The sequence below is a fragment of the Corynebacterium sp. HMSC070H05 genome (assembly GCF_001837615.1).
In the GTDB taxonomy this organism is placed as follows: Bacteria; Actinomycetota; Actinomycetes; order Mycobacteriales; family Mycobacteriaceae; genus Corynebacterium; species Corynebacterium coyleae.
Window position 1 is genome coordinate 1 of the sequence record NZ_KV833345.1, and the last position, 17946, is coordinate 17946.

Sequence of the window (17946 nt, forward strand, 5' to 3'; positions counted from 1 at the left end):
TTCCGGACACACATTTTGTCGCTTAACCCATTTTGGGTGGCCTCGCGTCAACCCAAACCGAACGCGAAGCGCTGTACAAGCACTTCCACCAACACCCCGAGCTGTCCATGCAGGAGCATGCGACCGCGGAGCGGATCGTTAAGGAACTGGAATCCTCAGGTATCCGGGTGACCCGTGTGGGGGAAACAGGGGTGGTGGCGGTCGTCGATAATGGCGAGGGCCCAGTCGTGGCCATGCGCGCAGACATTGATGCGCTGCCGGTCAAGGAAGCCTCTGGCAAGGACTATGCCTCCACGGCCACGCAGGTTGACGTTAAGACCGGCGCGGAGGTCCCCGTCGCCCACTCATGTGGTCACGATTTCCACCTGATGTCGCTGCTCACCGCGCTGCAGGCGTTCAACGCTCACAAGGACCAGTGGTCCGGCACCTTTATCGGCGTCTTCCAGCCCGCTGAGGAGACCGCTGAAGGTGCCCGTGCGATGCTCGAGGCCGGAGTGGAACAGGCAATGCCACGGCCCGACGTGTACCTCGGCCAGCACGTGCTAGCCAGCCTGCCCGGTGGACACGTGGGCACGCGACGCGGACCGGTGCTGTCGTCTGCGTTCTCGGTGAAGGTCACGGTGCACGGCAAAGGCTCCCACGGGTCGATGCCGGAATTGGGCGTGGACCCGGTCGTGCTTGCCTCCAGCATCGTGATGCGACTGCAAACCATCGTCTCGCGCGAAGTGGCGGCCAAGGAAACCGCGGTGGTGACCGTCGGTGCGATCCACGCGGGCACGAAGTCCAACATCATAACGGACTCCGCCGAACTGCTCATCAACACCCGCGCATACAGCAGCGAGGTCAGCGAGCACCTCAAGGAAGCCATCGAGCGCATTGTGCGCGCCGAATGCGTCGCCGCCCGCAGCCCAAAGGAACCCGAGTTCACCTACTACGACCGCTACCCACTCACCGACAACGACGGGGACGCCACCGACACCGTCCGCGAAGCCTTCGACGCATACTTTGGCGACGAATCCTGCGACCTCGACCCCGTCCCCGCCTCCGAGGACTTCTCCATCATCCCCGACGCGCTCGGTGTCCCCTACACCTACTGGGGCCTGGGAGGCTTCGCGGACATGAGCAACGCCGTGGGCAACCACAACCCGGCGTTCGCACCTGATCTCCAGCCCACACTCGACCGTGGCACCGAAGCAGTCGTCGTTGCTGCTTCCGCCTGGTTGACCGTGCCGGTCTCGGCGGATTAGTGGGGTTTAAAAATTTATGCAGCGGCCAATGGGGGGCATGGGCCGCTGCAAAGGACCCGAAGGCCCTGGGTGGGGACTATGTCCCCCAAAGGGAGCCCGCGCCTCTCGCACTCTAAATGGGGGGGTGGGTGAGTGCTCAGCCGGTTCTCGGGGGGTGTAACCGTGGGCGGGGCTCCGGCTCAAATATAGATCATGTGTAAATGGCTTGTCTAGTCTTAGTGCAAAATACTGCTAAACATGCAGGTAAAAGGCGTGGTGTTGCGGTGGTGGGGTGCGGTTACGGCAGTTCCACGCCACACTGCTTGAGGATCGTTTTGGGCAGGCGGAAGCGAGCGGTCATGCGAACAGGTGTGCTAATTTTGTGCTGAAGATTCTCGGCACCTATTAAACTGTCGGTTAATAAAACTGCTGGTTACGAAAGAAGCAGACGGAGGCGAGAAAGTTGCCATTGGAAATCACTGTCACCAATAGTGAAGAGCTTCTTGAAAGGAAGCGAGAGTGTTTGGCATCTCTAAGGGCCACCACTCGCCTTCCCCATGCTGAATTTCAAGACCTCAAGGTGCTGGCGAATGCCGGCATGTTGAGCGAGGATGAGCGGACCGTGTACGACGAGCTGCAGACAGTTCTCTTACTGCTCGGTGAGGGTCGTTTTGGGAGTGCATGATGCGGCAGGGCGGTTTCTCGGCGACGTAAGAGACACGTTACTTGAGGCGTTGCCGCTGGCATGCAGAGCGGATTTACAGGCGAAAGCCAAGCTAAACATCGACAAGAATATCGTGGTGGGTGATTTCAAGGCTCCTCTCGTTCACGGTGCTGGACAACCTGAGGGCTCAGTGCGCAGGGAAGACTACAGTCAACTCTTTCACGTGATTATCAATTACGAACTGTCATCCGATTCGTCGGAGAAGTTCCTAGCCGTAAAGAGCAGCAAATTCGAACTGCGGGTTGCTACGTCGCCGGGCATACGTTTCGAGTTTGAGCGTGACTACACCAGCGCGCCCTGTGCGCATATCCACTACTCAGGGGTCGCAGGGTTGCTCAGTCCAGCGTTAATGCAGAACTTTCAGGACAAATCAGGCAACCCGAGGAAGAAGGGCCGCCTAGATGAATTGCACTTACCTGTGGGAGGAAAGCGTTTTCGTCCGTCGCTTGAGGACTTCCTCTATTTTGTGATCAGCGAATGTGGATTCCGCGGGAGGCCAGGATGGGAACCTGCACTACAGGAACGACGCCGAGTATGGCTTTCTAAACAGGCTTCTGCGGCAACCCGAGATCATCCCGAAGCTGCTGCAGAGGCGCTCAGGGACCTCGGGTTTGCCGTCACTCCCCCGAAGGGGTTCACTACGCCTAAAGCAGATGCGCAATGGTGAATTGCCCGTTAGCTACGGCAGTTCCACACCGCACTGCTTGAGGATCGTTTTGGGCAAGCGGAAGCGAGCAGTCATGCGGGGGTCGACGATCTGGCTGATCTGGGTGTCGCCAACCAGGGATAGCAGCATGAGGGCGTCGGTGGCGTCGAGCGCGGATACGCTCACGAGCCAATCGCGCATCATGCGGGTGGACTCCTTGACGGCGTCCATCAGTTCGATCTCGGAGGAGATGGCGTAGACCGCGTCGCCGGAATCCAAGAAGGGCAGCGGCAGCGGGCGGCCTTCGAGCACCGTCACGCGGCTCTTGGTCCGGAGACAGGGCCAATACACACGCGTTGGAATCGATGGAGTGCATCCGTTTTACCTCTCTTCGAAGGAACAACCAGCGGATGCTTCTGACCATAGTTGGAAACAGAAATTCGCAGGTGAAGTATGCGAAAAGGCTGGACGGAAGCTGTAATCTTTGTTTGTCACCATTACTCATAGCGAAGGCTTGCCATGACCGCTCGTATCTTCTCCCCCGACCTTGCAGCGCTGATCACCGCGACGCTGCTCGCACCGATGATCCCGGCGCTCGCACCGATTGCCCAAGCGCTCCCGAACCCATCCACCCAGGTGGCCACGGTGGACCAGGGCGATGTGATCTACAACGTCGACACTGGTCAGGAGTGCGCCGTCGGCTGGTTGAAGGATGGTTACGCCTTCACCGCCGGCCAGTGCGGCACGGACGGCGACTACTTCCGGGACGTGGACTACAACTACCTGGGCATGTTTGAAACCCGGTACGACCCGGACACGCACCGCAACGACTTCGGCTGGATCAAACTGGACCTAGAGGTCGGCGAGGGTGCGAACCGGTACGAGCTGGCGCAGGAGGATCCAGAGCGCGGCACCACTCTGAGGGTTGAAGGCAGAGATAACTACTGGTACCGGACTGCTTATGCCGGCGCTGACGGCACCACCGGCGTGTTGCGGGGACGTCTGCCAGACGGTGAGGTGCCACTCGGCAAACCCGTGTACACCTATGACGATGAACTGGTGGGCCTGTACTCCGGTGAGGTCGATGGCCGTTCGGTGTTCACGCGCCCGGACCGGATTGCGGAGTCGCCGATCCCGGTCGATCCGGAATACGTGGCAACCCGCTCGGGTGACGCCCAGCACGCTGAGGTGAGGGAGTTCGGGCCAGATGTGGGGGTTGGGGTGGTCGTCGATACGCAAAGGCCCGCGCGAGTGGACCAGGGCATGAGGCTCATTAACCCTGGTAAAGGCCAGTGCACCATCGGATACATCGCGGACGGCGTGGTGTACTCCTCAGGGCACTGCGGTAGCGAGGGCGACGAGATTTGGCTTGGCGACGACGCCGGCTACCGCCTCGAACGCATCGGTACCTACTCCACCACCTACCAAGAAGATGAAAGTCTGCCGGAGGACGATCGGGTAAAGCTCCGTAACGACCACGGATTTATCAAGGTCGACAGCCCGTGGGTAACGCCGGGCGAGAACGGCTTTTCTGGCGACGGGATCGTGCCATTCAATGACATCGTGCCAGGCTTCGAGGTGTGTGCGTATGGTCAAACCACCAAACCGAGGATTCGCTGTGGCGTGGTCAAGGGCGTGGATGGCGCGGACATTGTCATGGGCGAGAGTGTCGACGGGGAGCCCGGTGACTCCGGCGGTCCCGTGTGGGCGAAGGACGGCAGCGGTCTTGTCGGTATTTATTCCGGGGGAACCGTAGACGGGTCGGTGGCGACTGCGTCCTACCCGTATGCGCAAACGGATAACAACAACGAAATCAGTATCGACTATGACGCCATCCTCCGTGCCTTTGCACTCGGCGTGCCCTACTACTCGCTCTTCCCGTTGTATGAGACGTACCTTGGCCTCCGCGTCGGTGAGATCTCGATCCCGAAACAGGCGATCAACCAGGGTGATTACCTGTACGACTGGAGCGGCAACCCCGTGTGTCGGGTGGGCTACGTCAAGGGAAACCGCCTCTACTTCGCCTCCGATTGCGGCCACATGTACCTCCATACGCAGGTAGGCCGCGAAGTCACTGTTGTTGAGGGGGACACGTACACGAGCTACCGCGCAGAAACCTCCACGCTCAGCGGTACCTACTGGGCGGACGGCAAGAACATGGCGGAGGCGGACCGTATGGTGCCGTGGGATGAGATCATGCCTGGCGACGAGATCTGCACCAGCGGTCCGAGCAGCGGTCAAGTTAGCGGTCAGGCTAGCGGTGACAAGGCCTGCACCACCCTGCTTGGGCTGGACGGGCCACGCCTGATCCTGAAGGAACCGTTCGAGGGCGACTACGCCATCCCGGGCGGCCCGCTGTGGGTGCCCGGGAAGGGTTTCGCCGGTGTGTTGACCAAGAGCAGGGACGATTGGGGCCAGGGCATGCGCATCGACATGGTCTACGACCCCAACGGTGGCAACGTGAACACGAATGAGGCAGTCAGGGCGTACGAGCTTGGCGAGCCGTTCTACCAAAAAACCACAACCATGTGGGCCGACGAGGAGTTGAACCCGACCGAGCGCGTGGTGTGGCCGGAGCGCACCTTCACCGCCGGCGAGCGCTTATACAACTACCGCGGTGATTACAACGGCGAGCTCCACAGCGACGCGGTGTGTGAGATCGCCCGCGTGGAGGACGGTCACCTCGTGGTCTCCTCCGAGTGCGACGGCTACGTGTACACCCGGCTCGGCGACTTCGTCGGTAGGACAGTCAACGCGTCCGACGCCGGCGACCAGGTGGCCACGATCGAGATCACCGGCAACTTAATGTCCGCAGGCGAAAACACCGATGTGCCGATCGTCGCTTGGGAGGACCTCACCCCCGGCACGCAGGTGTGCGCTGCCGACGCGTGCAGCACGTTTGCGGGTTACGACGGCTCCCGACTCGTCCTCACCGACCCACTCCCCGGCGTCCTCCCGGGCGCCGCGCTACGGATCCCCGGCAAGGGGCTCGTCGGCGTGTACCACCGCGACGGCATCGGCTCGCGCCCCGACATGATCGAGTCCAACACCACCGCCGACTCCAACGCGGCGAAGATCCGCGCGGCATTCGCAAACGGCGAGCGCTTCTACGCCCACAACGACGCCACCTTCTGGTCACACACCAGCGGACCCGGCGAGCCCGTCCCCTTCCCCATCCGCCGCATCGATGAGGGCATGTTGCTTTACGACGACGCCAGCAACCCCACCTGCCACGTCGGCCGCGTGGACAAGCAAACGCTCTACGTGTCCACCAACTGCGGCGCGCCGGGCACGGCGCTGTACACCGCTGCCGGCGAGTTCGTGGGCACGGTGAAGGCCGCGCCGGGCAAGGGCGCCGCCACCGTCGAGGTAGAGGGCCGCCGCCTGACCGCAGGCAGCAACGAGCATGGTGCATTCGCAGCGTGGGATGCGCTCACACATGGCGACACGTTGTGCACCACCAGCGGCTGTGGCGAGTTCATCGGACTCGACGGCGCACAGATCATCCACACCGCGCCGTCGCCCGCGCACCCCGGTGCCGCACTGTGGAACCCGGAGAAGGGCTTCGTCGGCGTCGTCGACGCGGACGGTGTGGGCAGCCGCATCGACATGGTTACCACCAACGCCGCCGAGGGTGCCGTGGAATTGGCCACCCGGGCGCACCGGCTCGGATTCGCGTTCTTCCAGCGCTCCGAGGCGCGATTCTGGGACGGCAGCAACCTGGGCGATCCGGTCCCCTTCCCCACCCACCCGGCGCTCAACCAGGGCGCATTGCTTTACGACGACACCAATACCGCCGTGTGCGTTGCCGGGTTCGTCGATAAGCAAACGCTCTTTACGTCCTCCGAATGCGGCGCGGCGGGCACGACGCTGTACACCGCGCACGGCGAGCCGCTTGGTTCGTTGACGGTCCCTGCCGAGGACACCACCGCGCGCAACAAGTTCGGTTACGTGCGCCTGAACAACCCGTACGTGCCCGTTGGCCGGAATGCGGTGACCGGCGATGCGATTGTCGCGTGGGATGCCGTGGAGCCTGGTGAGAAGGCGTGTACCTCTGGTGCTGGTGCTGGTGGCGCTGGCGCTGGCGGCGAGCGTTGTGGGACCTACCTGGGCCACGACGGCTCGATGGTGCTGCTGTCGGACGAAGCGAAACCGGATGGAACGGTGGCGCTCGGCGGGCCGGTGTGGGTGCCGGGCAAGGGCTTCCTCGCGGTGTACGCCGGGGAGGTTTCCGCTGGTGGTGGCGATGACGGTGATGGTGCCGACGGTGCTGACGGTGTTGGCGCCGTGCAGACGGGTGCGCGCATCGACATGATTACGCGCGGCAACCAGCCGTTGAACGTGGCGGAGGTCCTCCGCGCCTTTGAGAACAAGGAGCGTTACTACCAAAAGGCCACTGCGAACTACTTCAGCGTGGACAAGCCGAACGGCGATCGCGTTCCGTTTCACGTGAAACATAGCCCCGCGCCGGGTGGTGGTTCAGCTTTGAGCTCAGCTTCGGACTCTGGCTCGGGTAGCTCGACTGGCGGCATTGTCGCCGCGATCGTTGTTCCGCTTCTGCTCCTCGGCCTCGGATTCCTGGCGACCCAGGTAGTGGACCTGACCAAGTTCGGACTTCCGCCGGTGCCGAAGGTGCTGCCGCTGTAGATAGTGGGCGCGGACTCCTGAAACTCGTGGCACCTGCTCCCCTCCTCGAAAAATCCATACACTGTGGCGCATGCGTTACGTGGACTATGACGAGGCAATGGCAACGCTTTCGCCAGCGGCAGCGGTAGACGCTCTGCGCGAAGAGCTCACGGGTGGGTTCGACCCAGCGAGCGACCAGGAACGGCAGAAGGTGGCGCTCCCCCACGGTGAGATGCACCTGCTGCCGTCGGCACTTGATGGTGCTGTTGGGGTGAAAGTGCTCGGGATTCAGCCCACGGATTCGGACGTTGATGTGCCGTTCATTCAGGGGTCGTACCTGCTCATGGATGGGAAGACGCTGACGCCGGAGTGGGTGATTGATGCGGCGGCGTTGACGACGTTGCGGACACCGGCGGTGTCGGTAGCTGGTGTGGTTGATCTGTTGCGAGCGTCGTCGGAACCGCTGGACGTGGTCATCTTTGGTACCGGTGCGCAGGGGATTGGGCACGCGGAGACCATCGCAGACGTGCTGGCTGGTATGCGCGATGTGTCGTTCACGTTTGTCTCGCGGAACGAGCCGGAGGAATTCCCGTACGAGTGGGTAGAGACCGGCACCCCAGCGGCGGATGAAGCTGTGGGGAAGGCTGGGCTCGTGGTGACGGCGACGTCGTCACCAGAGCCGATCCTGTCGGTGGAGGCGTTGCGCGAGGACGTGATCGTGCTTGCCGTTGGTGCACACACTACCGATACGCGTGAACTGCACGAGGACGTGCTGACCGGTGCGCAGGTGATCGTTGAGGATCCGGGTGCTGCACAGCGTGAAGCTGGCGATGTCGCGATTGCCGTTGAGAAAGGTGCGCTGAACTGGGACGACGTGACCCCGATGGTGGATGTGGTACGTGGTGATGTCACGCTGGACATGAATCGGCGCATCGTGTTCAAGACGGTTGGCATGCCGTGGCAGGACCTCGCGGTGGCGCGGGCGTTGGCGGGGCGGTGCGCGGAGAAATAGGCGGGGTTAGCATTCGTGCTGCAAAGATTACCTAAAGAGATATTTTTGCAGTCACTAACTAGTTATAGAGGCTGCAAAAATAGCAGCCCTAGCAATTATTGGAGATTGCGTCTTAAGGAGTGCTGAGGCGACCGAAGCTCAATCTCCTACCGGGATTTGTAACGCTTCCGTTGGCGTCTGGCGGTGCTCCACCCGGTTCGACGCGTGTAGCCTTTCGAGGCTTCCGGGCGCACCATGAGCGTGAGCCCGTCGAAGTCGGTGGGGACCCAGTCATAACGGTGCGTGCGAAACTCCATGCCTTGTTCGTTGTTGCTGGAGTAGACCAGCAACGCGCGGCCATCCTTAACCAGTTCGGTCGTTCGCTGCCAAAGCAGCTCGCGGATTCTCGCGGACGGCTTGCCAACGAAGGTGCCGGGGGCGATCTCCATCAGCCATTTGGTCAGGTCTCCGCGCAGACCGGCCGGGCATGCGGTGACGACGAGAACCATCATGGCGCGGTCTCGCGTTCTGACCAGTTCACACCGGCTGCGATGACTTCGAGTTCGCTCCACAGATACAGTTCGGCATCCGAGAAGGTGTCGTCGTCAGTTACGTCCATGACGTACTTGAGGTCTTTGACCATCCTCGGCATGAGGCGCTTGTCCACCACCGCGTCGCGCACGAGTCGTCGCACGGTGACGCCGGGTTTCATCGGATCGGAGACGACAGCATCAAAGGCTGCAGGAATTGCGATTTCCGCTTTGTAAAGGTCTGCGATGTCGTACACAAACGCACGGTCGGTTCCGTTGTGTACAACCCCAAGTGCAGGCACAAAGCCAAGGCCAACGATTACCGCGTGCGCAATGCCGTACAGAGCCGAGCTCGCGGAGGTCAACGCTTGGTTGATGGGATCGGAAGAGTCGTAATCGTTTGGGTCGTACGAGCGTCGGTTCCACCTGATGCCAACGCGTTCGGCTTCACGGGCGTAGATCTTCTTCATCCGTGCACCTTCGCGTCCACGGAGCTTTGCCATAGAAAGCCCGGTGAGGTCCTCGCCAGGGAAACGCAGACCGTACATGCGCTTGGCGCACGCGAGGCGCTTCCGCTGGTTCGTCACAATCTCTGCCTGGAGTTCCGCCATTCGCGACGACTTTGCCGGCGGACGCCCACTCGCGTAGTAACGCACGCCCCGCTCCCCTACCCACACGGTGGAAACGCCGGCATCGCCAAGCAGTGCCATCGCCGCGTAGGTAATCCTGGTGCCGGGGCCGAGGAGCAGAACTGCCAGTTGTGTCGCGGCGACATGGGCAACGCCCCGTTTGTCTGTAATGGTGAGCGCGTTGCCGTCACGGTTCACGACGGCACGCTCGACATACAGAAACGAGATCCGACTGCCCATCTGAGACAACGCTTGTCTCGTGATGGGCACTTCCTGCGGGGTGGGAGACACTATTTCACCGGGGCGAGGGTGAGCAGGCCACAACCGTAGGCTCGCCCGCGGCCGATTCCTTGCGTCAGGGTGGTTCGCAGCTGCTCGGGGTCGGTTACCTCGAGCGTGCCCACGAACCGTGCCTTGGAGATACGAACCGGTGGAACATTGCGGGACTTCTTGTCGCGCCGGAATACGTCGGTCCACCGTTCAAGTACCTGTGGTTGCTCTGCGACGTTCCAGCGGGCTCGTTCCTCGTCGGTGACGTTGTCGTCGATACGCGGTGCTAGAGAGAAACCAGCACGCTCGGACTGCTTGTACAGCCAGTTGAGCTGATTGTGCGCAGACACATGAGGCTTCACCTTGCCACGCTTTCCTTCACGGGGTTCGGAGTACGTGGGGTTGGCGACGAGCTCGAAACGCCAACGTTGGCCCCGGGTCAAAGCGGAAAGAAAACGCTCATAGTCGGCAGACTGAGCAGGTCGAGTGTCCCAGCCGGCCTGCTCGACAATGTGCGCCCCCGTCGGCTTCTCCGGGCCAACGATGTAAAGCACGTGCTCATGAGGGCGTTTGTCTACCCGCCAAAGCACTCGCGCTTCCGTCTGAGAGATGTCAGGCGGAAAAGCGGAACGGACTGCAGCGTGCATTGCCTGGGGATCGGTCAGGAGTTTCACGCCTTGCCTGCGCGCCGGGTTGAGGGAGATGCGTGTCAACGTTGTCATGCGCGAACCACCGCCTCGAAGAACTCATCCGTACCGGTAGACGTCTCGGCGCCCTGTGGGTTGTCAAGCACAACATCGTGGCAGCGAACAACATCACGCCACCCGTAGCGCCTGTGCTTGGGGTCAAAGGAAAGGGGGACGTCCTGTCGCGGAATCGCACCAGGTTCAGCACCGTTCGCGTCGCGGTACAGCGCGAGCGACACCTCTTTCGGTGCCTGCCGCTTTAGAATGTCGGTGGCGTACCAGGTCGAGTGATTCCGAAGCGCGGTTTCAGCGTTGGAGTCCTCGATACCGATCACCAAACCTGGGTGCACGGGACACGAGCGGCGCCCCATAAACAACGGGTAGGCAGGTTTGCGGAGCGCCTCAGCCATGCTCTCCAGAAGCGCGCGGTCTTCGTGCTCCACAGCGGCTACAAACGCTGCGTCGGAGAGGAAGTAGCGGGTGACCAGCTGTGCTGCGTCTTGCGGGCGCGTCTGCCAAGGCTGAGCGGTCTGATAATCGCGCAGCAAGCTGCCGGATTGATCAACGCGGACCGCCAGGCGCAGCTTGGCAAGGTCCTCGATGTCATCGGTGCGACGACGCCCTTGAGCGGCTGCAATCAGCCCGACGATCCCCGACTTCGTTGGGGTCGTCGCAGTCGCTCGCGTCTTGTACCTGCTTTCATCACCCCAGGACTGCATCGGTCCTTTGAGGAGGAGAAGTAACGAGTGCGTCATTACTGGTCACCTACGACGCGATCGAGAACTTCGTTGATGTTCTTCGTCAGGTCTTGCAGCGTGGTCTTCTCTGCGATTTCGGTGAACGAGTCGGCCGTCTCCCCGATTCCCATGACGTACGCTGCGAGCGGCTTGAATCCGTAGACGGACTCAACATCACGTGCCTCCTGTGCAAGACGATCCGCTGCTGCCTTGCGACGAGATGTACCCTGGTCTGCCTCGACCGGAACCTCGAATGCATTGACCAGGGAGACCGGTCGGGTGTCGCGGACGGCCACGTACACGAGCTCCGGCAGGGTTTGGTTGGCAAAGGTGTTGATCTTGCCAGTAGGCATAGAGCTCACGAATGCTTCAATGAAGTGCTGGACAGCGAGGCGAGCAGCATCAACGGACTCCAGGTTCTTTTGGAGACCCTCGAAGTTAATCGTGGCGTAGCGGTACATTGTCGACGACATCATCTGGACCGTGCCGATCATGCCGGCACCGGTTTCTTCGCCTTCCTCGGCAAGATCGTCCACTGCGGTGAAGTAGTCGAAGTCCGGGGTCGAACCGTGGATGCCGATGGCGTGTGCGACCTGAACCGATGCATCCACGTTGTAGGCAGCATCGTCGGCGACCATACGGCCGAACATTGCCATATCCACCGAGTGATCAGTGTCGAGGATTGCCTTGGCCTCGCCCTTGGATGGCTTTTCACCATCCCGTGCGAGCAGTTCTTCTACCGCACGATCGATCTGCTGCTGGCTGAGGAACAACAGGTAGCCAGTGCGCGGGTACGGGCTGGGCTGGTCTTCCGAGTCGTCATTCTTCTTCGGCTTCTCAACCGCGGTCTTGATGCCAGCAGCTTTGAACAGGTCTTCGACGCGCTTGATTGCTTCGTCCTGTTCGAGCCCCGCCTTTTCGAGGCGCAGGGCGATCTTTTCGGGGAGGCGCTTGGAGCGATCACCAATCTGCTCAGCATCAAAGTTGTCTTCAAAGTAGCGGCGGATGGCGCGCTTCCAGGATTGCGACGACACGCGCTGACGTGGGACACCGCCGAAGACCGCGGACTTCGGTGCACCGGTGTCATCTCGGTTGATCAGGGACGGCGGAACGGTCTGCAGTGCGTGGATATCAATAACGATGGACATGATGAACCTTTCTTTGTGTGTGTCTAAGAGGTGGCGAAGGGGGAGGTGATGTCTGGTTCGGCTTCAGCAGCGCGCTGTGCCTTGGGTCGAAGCGTTCCGACTGCGTAGTCCCTACCCCAGCGGAGCAGGACACCGTCGCGACGCGATGGGTACTGAAGCGACCGCAGGTCTCGGGCGAAACTGCCGTAATCGAATGCGAGTTCCTTGCTTCGCAGAAGCGTCACAAGCGATCGCAAGTGCAGCACGCGTGATGCTTCGTCGCGCGCGGATTGCATTGCGTCAAACCGGGGTTTGATCGAGTTGGATTCGCTGAGCGTCTGCAGGCGGCCACATGCGCGTGCGAATGAGCATTCCGTTGTGTGCACTGGTTTGGTTGCGCTTTGCATGTGCTGAGCGAACAAAGTCAGCGCGTTATATGCCGCAAGTTCCGATGGGGAGGGCGCATCGCCGTGGCCGAGCTCATCCTCGCTGAGGGGCGGCTCGAGCAGCATCAGCACCCTTTGCAGCGCTAACGGATCGGCGTCGAAACTGCGTGCCGCGCTTTGTCGGAGTTCCGCAAGGACGCGTCGTGCGTCTGCACCAGCTGCGGTCTCTGCTCGGTCTAGATAGTTTCGTTGGAGGTATGAAACGGTGCTGCCAATACTGATGTGAAGTGTGGGTTTTGTCATGCTGATTCTCCTTGTGCCACGGGGGCCTTGGCGGATCGAGTCCGATCGGTCGGCTTGTCTCGTTTGATCAGAGGCAGGTCCTTGCTCAGGCGGTAACGCAACTGCCGGTACAGAGAACCAGCGTTGACAATTCGCCCAGAGTCGTCGTCTTGTGCATCGACGACTCGGCCAACGAGTGCCCTCTGCCCTGCACCACGAATGGCTTCGTCCGCAATGTGGAGTACCTGCTTCTCAATTTCGACCTGCCAAGCAGTCGCTTCCGTACCCATCTGCGACAGGTCCAGATTCCGCAGCCAGGACAGGAATTTCGGCTCGAGGACGGTGTACAGGCGGTCTGCCGTGTCGGCATCGAAAACGTATTCTCCACCTGCTGCGACCTTGAGTTGGCCGGCAAACCAGCCGAGTGAGATCGCGGCGTCCTTTGTTGCTTCGGCAGCGTCGCGTACGTATTGGCGGTGGGCTGCGGACAGCGAGTCGTCCTGCAACAGTTGTAGCGGGAGTCCCATGTTTGCGCTGACGATCGTGCCTACGGTTGAGCTCTGTGGCCCGTATTCCATGGAAACGATGTGGAGGTCAGCGACTTCTTCCGTTCCCTGGTCGTCCGCGATATTGGAGAGGTTCACCAGGTTCGAGGGTCGTTTGGGTGCGAGATTCTTTCCACCGAAGCCTGGATCAGAACCTGTGGCGATCAGCGCGTCTAGGGAGCGCCACATGGTGCGCATCGTGTCATATGGGCGCGGATAGTAGGCCTCAATCCCCTTCTTCGATTGGTTGGGGCTGTACCGGTAGGGGGTCATTGGATCGCCGTACACATTCTTGCCTGCGTCCGGGATCTGATCGCCGTTGCTGACCAGGACGTTGACAACCGAATCGCCTTCCGTGAACAGACGGATTCGCCGCGATTGCCACGTGGCAAGATCCGCAGGCCCATGTGGGGACGGGGCATCCGGTTTTGCAATCTTCCCAGCGCGATCATTGCGCTGGCTCGGAGTATCCGGTTCCCGTTCCCACACAGGATGGTCGCCGGCGTTGTCTAGGTAGATGGCTTCGGGAGTCGAGTTCAGCAGTAGCGTTTCCAGCAACGTGGTGCCGCGAATGACGGTGCCTCCTGTCATGCCGGACCAGCCGGTCCCGATTGGGTAACCTCGCCCACCTTTGACTCGCGGATCTCCTTCAGCGCCGGATTTGATGCCCGAGTAGTCGTACGCCTGTGCATGGACGAGCCACCTCGCGGCTTCCGCGAACGAGAGTTTCGATCGTCCCTCATGGGTGCGCATGGTGAAGTAATCATGCTCAGCATCGGGGACGATGCGGGAGACATCCGCCCTTGTACCCTTCTTTGTGTGAAGGCCTGCTACCTGCATAAATGGGGTTTCCTCATGCAGCAGATCAAAGCGCGATTCATGCTGTGTCAGGTAGTCCAAGACGGTCTCATCGCGTCCTTGGTCAAGCAGGGCTTGCCGCGTATCGACGAACCAATCCTCCCACCGGAAATTCTGCCGCCCAGCCTTGGTGCTGAGCTGCTTTGTTACGGCTTGGTGGTGGGCTCGCCAGAAGATTGCGAGCAACAGGCGAAGAACGGCGTAGTCCTGGGTCGGTGAATCCCCAAGGACCGCGACGGGTGTTGCACTACCGTCGAAGATTTCTCGGATGCTTAATGTTGCGGGGCCATCGTTGGTCGTGCAAATGATCCATGGCTCATCCAGCAAGTTAAACGATGGCGGAGTTTGTGGATGTTGGCTCATTTCTTCAACCTCCTTCGCTTTCTTCGTGTTGGTGTGTGGTGTGGTTTGGTTTTCATTTAACTTCCTCTTCCGACATCAGGGCCGCCGGTATCGAACATGTTTTCTAGACCGAGTTCGGGTGAGTATTTGACTCTGAATCTGCCCAAGACAGCCTCGCCGTTCGCGTCCAACGAGAGTGCAAGTTGTCCCTTCAGCAGGTAGTGGTTGTTCCACTCCATGGGGGTGGAACGCTCGAGTGCATCAACTACGGCATCAAAATCAGTATCGAATCGTGTCATCCTCAGCGGCAGGCGAACCGTGCTTGACGCGAGTTGGAATGCCTGGTTGTAGTTCAGCGGCGTTTCGCTGACGATCTGATCTTCCCGGTCAAATGGTGTGTAGTAATCGCCCATCTGTTGTATCGGAATGACTTCCACCGTCGGCTCAGCGTCGCGAACTTGGGCGGCGCCTTTTTCCTCATCACCAAGTTGAATCGTTGCCTTGGTGAGATCACCGAAAAGGCCGTACAGCCTATTCGTGTCAAGTGGCGAATCAATCCGGAAAGACTTCGAACGTTGATGGGCACGATCGATGCGCTGTTCGCTTTGCGACGACGCCTCTGCCCACACCTCCTCCCATCCTTCAGGGACCTCGTGATCGTCGCTGTATGTGGACTGGACGAGTGCGGCGACGTCGTCAGGTCGCTTAAATTCGGTCGGCAACTGCTTCAGAGTTTTCAGCAGAATGAGCGGGTCATAAACCGCGTTGGCGCCCGAGTTGATTACCGGTGCTGGCTCCAGGCTTTCGATCGCTCGGATGAACACCTGTGGTTCACGCAGTTGTTCCGGACGATCCGACTCCGGGCGTCCGTGCCGGTGGAGACGTCCGATGCGTTGGATGATCAGGTCCATCGGGGCGAGATCGGTGACAAGGACATCGGCGTCGATGTCCAGACTTTGCTCGGCAACCTGCGTTGCGACGACGATCTTCCGCCAAGGCCGGCCTTCGTCACGGTGGCTGTCCGGCCCAAGCTCCTGGCGCATCCGGTCTTCCTTCTCCGAGCGCTGCCACGCCATAAAGCCTGCGTGGTGGAGTTCAACCTCGCCGGGGTAAGCAGCACTGAGCGCGCCATACGCCTCCTGGGCTCGGGCGATGGTGTTGCAGATGATGAGGGCGACGCCGCCGTCGACAAGCAAAGGCTCGAGGAGTTCTTCCAGGGCGGTGATGGTGTCGTCGATAATCGCGATGCGCGCTTCGAGATTCGTCGGGCTCTGCTCCGGTGTGACGTAGCGCAGGGAGTTTTCGCTGGCCACGGTAATGAGCGGGTACGCGTCTGAGTGCTCTTCGACGGGATTGCTGGTGTAGGCCGCGATGAGTTTCTCGCGCTCTGCGGAAGGTAGCGTTGCCGACATCAGGATGACCGTCGCGCCGTAGTGCGCGAGCCACTCCAACGTGGTGGCGAGGTAATCCGATGTATACGCCCCGTAAGAGTGAATTTCATCGAAAATGATGATCTTGCCGGCGAGTGCCGCGTGACGGAGCATCGAATACCGCTGTCGCAGTGCAAGCATGAGCACCTGGTCGACGGTGCCAACCACGATGTTTGAGAGAAGCCCGCGGCGGCGCCCACTCATCCAAGAACTGGCAACGACGTCGCCGTGCGCGGCGGGATCGGCCGCGTCCTCGTTGACACCCCTAAACCGCAGTTCACGATACGGTTTGGAGAGTTGGTTCTTGGAGTGGGCGAGGTAAAGCGACGACACTGTGCCCGTGTCGGTCGTGTTGCGAGCCCAATTCATCGTGCGTTCCAAAAGGCCGTTCGCTGTTGCCATGGTGGGGGCGGCAAAGTAGATCCCTTGGGCCCCGTTTGAGGCGGCGATGATCTGCGCGGCTGCAAGCGCGGCCTCCGTCTTGCCCACACCCGTCTCCGCCTCCAGGATGATCAAAGTCGGCTCGGTGCATGTTTTTGCCACGTCGGCCATGGCCTGTTGGATCGGCCTTGCCTGGAAGGTCGAAGGCCAGCCGAATGAGCTGCGGAACAGGGCGTGGGTGTCGTCGTTAAATTGCGCGGGGCTCCATGGCACGGTGAGATCGATGGCGCGCATGCCGGTTTCCGCACGCTGCGTCTGGGTGCCGGCGACAACCATCGGGAACGCATCGGGGTTCGACGCGATCCAGTCCGCCATCACAATCAGCCCGGTGAGGATCTGCGCTTCCGCCGCGAAGAGGTTGCGCCGCGACTTCAGGGACTCCAGCACATCGTGAACGCCGACGGTTTCTGTCATTGCGTTGATGAGTTCGTTGTGAACCGCACGCCATTCGGCCGGGTACTCCGAAAGCACGGTGTCAATGGCGTCGCGCTCTGGGCCCGACGGCACCCCGTGGTGAGCATCCACTGTCGACGACACCCAGTTAGCCTGACGGCGCGAGAACCCCTTCTGCTCCAACCAGTTCCGGAGGATCAAACCCGAACTAATGCTGTGTGGCATCGACTTTCTGCTCGCTTCAAGCTTGCTCATGGTGATGGGGAGCCCCGCATCAGCGACGCGTGAAAGGAGGTGCCTGAACTCGGGTTTCATGTCGAGCTGACTCAGGAAAGTAAGGGTCGCCTTGCCGAGGTCGTGATTTCCAGCGAGCCAAATGTAGAGGCGTCGGACTTCCTCAACGGATAGGTTCAAGTTCTGTGCAAGATTCTCTTTGAGGGAATCCGACACCCAGGTGTCATAAACCGCAGCAGCGGTGCAGGCGGAGTCGATTAGATGCTGGGCCAAGCTGAGGTAGCCGGTTTCGTCGCCAGACTTCGCCCACAGCGACCGCGCTTGCGGGCTAAGCCCATCGACGAACGAATCAATCGATGCTTCGAAATGATCTTGGCGACGAGCCGTGTCTGCCATGTTTGTCACCTCCATGTTTGTCATGTGAATTCCAAGAGAACTGCTGTTAGTTCGAGAGCGTAGCAGAAGTTTGGGGGATCTGTATCCCGAATGCCCACCTTCCACTAATTGGATCGAGCGAGATATGGATGAGAAGCAGATGCACTAAGATCCGCGTGTGTCCCTGTTGTGCAGGGATGAGCCGTAGTGAAAGGGCGGCAACAACATTCCCCGCGTTAGCGGGGTACCTTAATAGGTGGCTCGACGAAGTTGGCTCCTTAACCCTTTCGATTGGTGCAGCGTTGCTGGTCGCGAAGGGTCTGCCCCGCACTCGCGGGGATGAGCCTTTTGCCGAGGCCGCCCGCGGCGCCTGGGATACGTCTGCCCCGCACTCGCGGGGATGAGCCCCGGTCGCCGCGCGCCGGGTCATCATCGAGAAGGTCTGCCCCGCACTCGCGGGGATGAGCC

13 protein-coding genes are annotated in these 17946 nt (G+C 60.7%); 4 read left to right on the forward strand and 9 right to left on the reverse strand.

From position 1 onward, the window contains the following. The first annotated feature begins 29 nt into the window (after positions 1-29). Both HMPREF2617_RS11090 and HMPREF2617_RS11100 read left to right on the forward strand, forming a co-directional pair. Positions 30-1247 (forward strand): amidohydrolase, encoded by a 1218-nt coding sequence (locus HMPREF2617_RS11090; protein WP_070840736.1) that lies wholly within the window; start codon positions 30-32, stop codon positions 1245-1247. A 656-nt stretch (positions 1248-1903) separates the two neighbouring features. Then, on the forward strand, positions 1904-2617 hold the full coding sequence (locus HMPREF2617_RS11100) for a hypothetical protein (RefSeq protein ID WP_070840737.1): 714 nt from the start codon (positions 1904-1906) through the stop codon (positions 2615-2617). A 12-nt stretch (positions 2618-2629) separates the two neighbouring features. Here HMPREF2617_RS11100 and HMPREF2617_RS11105 read toward each other — a convergent pair whose 3' ends face one another. After that, the gene (locus tag HMPREF2617_RS11105) at positions 2630-2914 is read right to left on the reverse strand and encodes a hypothetical protein (RefSeq protein WP_070840738.1); all 285 of its coding nucleotides are present in this window, start codon (positions 2912-2914) and stop codon (positions 2630-2632) included. A 201-nt stretch (positions 2915-3115) separates the two neighbouring features. On the opposite strand from HMPREF2617_RS11105, the gene HMPREF2617_RS11110 reads away from it, so the two are divergent. After that, positions 3116-7243: a chymotrypsin family serine protease gene (locus HMPREF2617_RS11110; RefSeq protein WP_070840739.1), complete on the forward strand. Its 4128-nt coding sequence runs from the start codon at positions 3116-3118 to the stop codon at positions 7241-7243. A gap of 70 nt (positions 7244-7313) precedes the next feature. Then, positions 7314-8234, forward strand: coding sequence for an ornithine cyclodeaminase family protein (locus tag HMPREF2617_RS11115; protein WP_070840740.1), 921 nt, complete (start codon positions 7314-7316; stop codon positions 8232-8234). A 146-nt stretch (positions 8235-8380) separates the two neighbouring features. On the opposite strand, the gene cas2e is transcribed toward HMPREF2617_RS11115, so the two are convergent. From cas2e to cas3, 8 genes are read right to left on the reverse strand one after another with little or no spacing between them, the layout of a single operon-like run. Beyond that, the gene (gene cas2e, locus HMPREF2617_RS11120) at positions 8381-8725 is read right to left on the reverse strand and encodes a type I-E CRISPR-associated endoribonuclease Cas2e (protein WP_070840741.1); all 345 of its coding nucleotides are present in this window, start codon (positions 8723-8725) and stop codon (positions 8381-8383) included. Beyond that, positions 8722-9612 (reverse strand): type I-E CRISPR-associated endonuclease Cas1e, encoded by an 891-nt coding sequence (gene cas1e / locus HMPREF2617_RS11125; protein WP_070840742.1) that lies wholly within the window; start codon positions 9610-9612, stop codon positions 8722-8724. The genes cas2e and cas1e overlap by 4 nt, the downstream gene beginning before the upstream one ends. A gap of 50 nt (positions 9613-9662) precedes the next feature. Further along, positions 9663-10364, reverse strand: a complete 702-nt coding sequence (gene cas6e / locus HMPREF2617_RS11130; RefSeq protein ID WP_070840743.1) for a type I-E CRISPR-associated protein Cas6/Cse3/CasE — start codon at positions 10362-10364, stop codon at positions 9663-9665. After that, positions 10361-11083, reverse strand: coding sequence for a type I-E CRISPR-associated protein Cas5/CasD (gene cas5e / locus HMPREF2617_RS11135; RefSeq protein WP_070840744.1), 723 nt, complete (start codon positions 11081-11083; stop codon positions 10361-10363). Before cas5e ends, cas6e begins: the two co-directional genes overlap by 4 nt. Next, on the reverse strand, positions 11083-12213 hold the full coding sequence (gene cas7e, locus HMPREF2617_RS11140; protein ID WP_070840745.1) for a type I-E CRISPR-associated protein Cas7/Cse4/CasC: 1131 nt from the start codon (positions 12211-12213) through the stop codon (positions 11083-11085). Before cas7e ends, cas5e begins: the two co-directional genes overlap by 1 nt. Before the next feature lie 23 nt (positions 12214-12236). Then, positions 12237-12881, reverse strand: coding sequence for a type I-E CRISPR-associated protein Cse2/CasB (gene casB, locus HMPREF2617_RS11145; RefSeq protein ID WP_070840746.1), 645 nt, complete (start codon positions 12879-12881; stop codon positions 12237-12239). Further along, complete coding sequence (gene casA / locus HMPREF2617_RS11150) at positions 12878-14626, reverse strand: type I-E CRISPR-associated protein Cse1/CasA (protein WP_070840747.1); 1749 nt, start codon at positions 14624-14626, stop codon at positions 12878-12880. The genes casB and casA overlap by 4 nt, the downstream gene beginning before the upstream one ends. Positions 14627-14682: 56 nt before the next feature. Next, entirely contained in the window at positions 14683-17499 is a 2817-nt protein-coding gene (cas3, locus tag HMPREF2617_RS11155) for a CRISPR-associated helicase Cas3' (RefSeq protein WP_246821739.1), read from the reverse strand. Between the last annotated feature and the right edge of the window lie 447 nt (positions 17500-17946).

Excerpts from the sequence above, each read along its gene's own strand:
- HMPREF2617_RS11110 (WP_070840739.1), top strand. The coding sequence starts at position 3,116 with ATGACCGCTCGTATCTTCTCCCCCGACCTTGCAGCGCTGATCACCGCG.
- HMPREF2617_RS11115 (WP_070840740.1), top strand. The coding sequence starts at position 7,314 with ATGCGTTACGTGGACTATGACGAGGCAATGGCAACGCTTTCGCCAGCG.
- cas2e (WP_070840741.1), bottom strand. The coding sequence starts at position 8,725 with ATGATGGTTCTCGTCGTCACCGCATGCCCGGCCGGTCTGCGCGGAGAC.
- cas1e (WP_070840742.1), bottom strand. The coding sequence starts at position 9,612 with ATGGGCAGTCGGATCTCGTTTCTGTATGTCGAGCGTGCCGTCGTGAAC.
- cas6e (WP_070840743.1), bottom strand. The coding sequence starts at position 10,364 with ATGACAACGTTGACACGCATCTCCCTCAACCCGGCGCGCAGGCAAGGC.
- cas5e (WP_070840744.1), bottom strand. The coding sequence starts at position 11,083 with ATGACGCACTCGTTACTTCTCCTCCTCAAAGGACCGATGCAGTCCTGG.
- cas7e (WP_070840745.1), bottom strand. The coding sequence starts at position 12,213 with ATGTCCATCGTTATTGATATCCACGCACTGCAGACCGTTCCGCCGTCC.
- casB (WP_070840746.1), bottom strand. The coding sequence starts at position 12,881 with ATGACAAAACCCACACTTCACATCAGTATTGGCAGCACCGTTTCATAC.
- casA (WP_070840747.1), bottom strand. The coding sequence starts at position 14,626 with ATGAGCCAACATCCACAAACTCCGCCATCGTTTAACTTGCTGGATGAG.
- cas3 (WP_246821739.1), bottom strand. The coding sequence starts at position 17,499 with ATGGCAGACACGGCTCGTCGCCAAGATCATTTCGAAGCATCGATTGAT.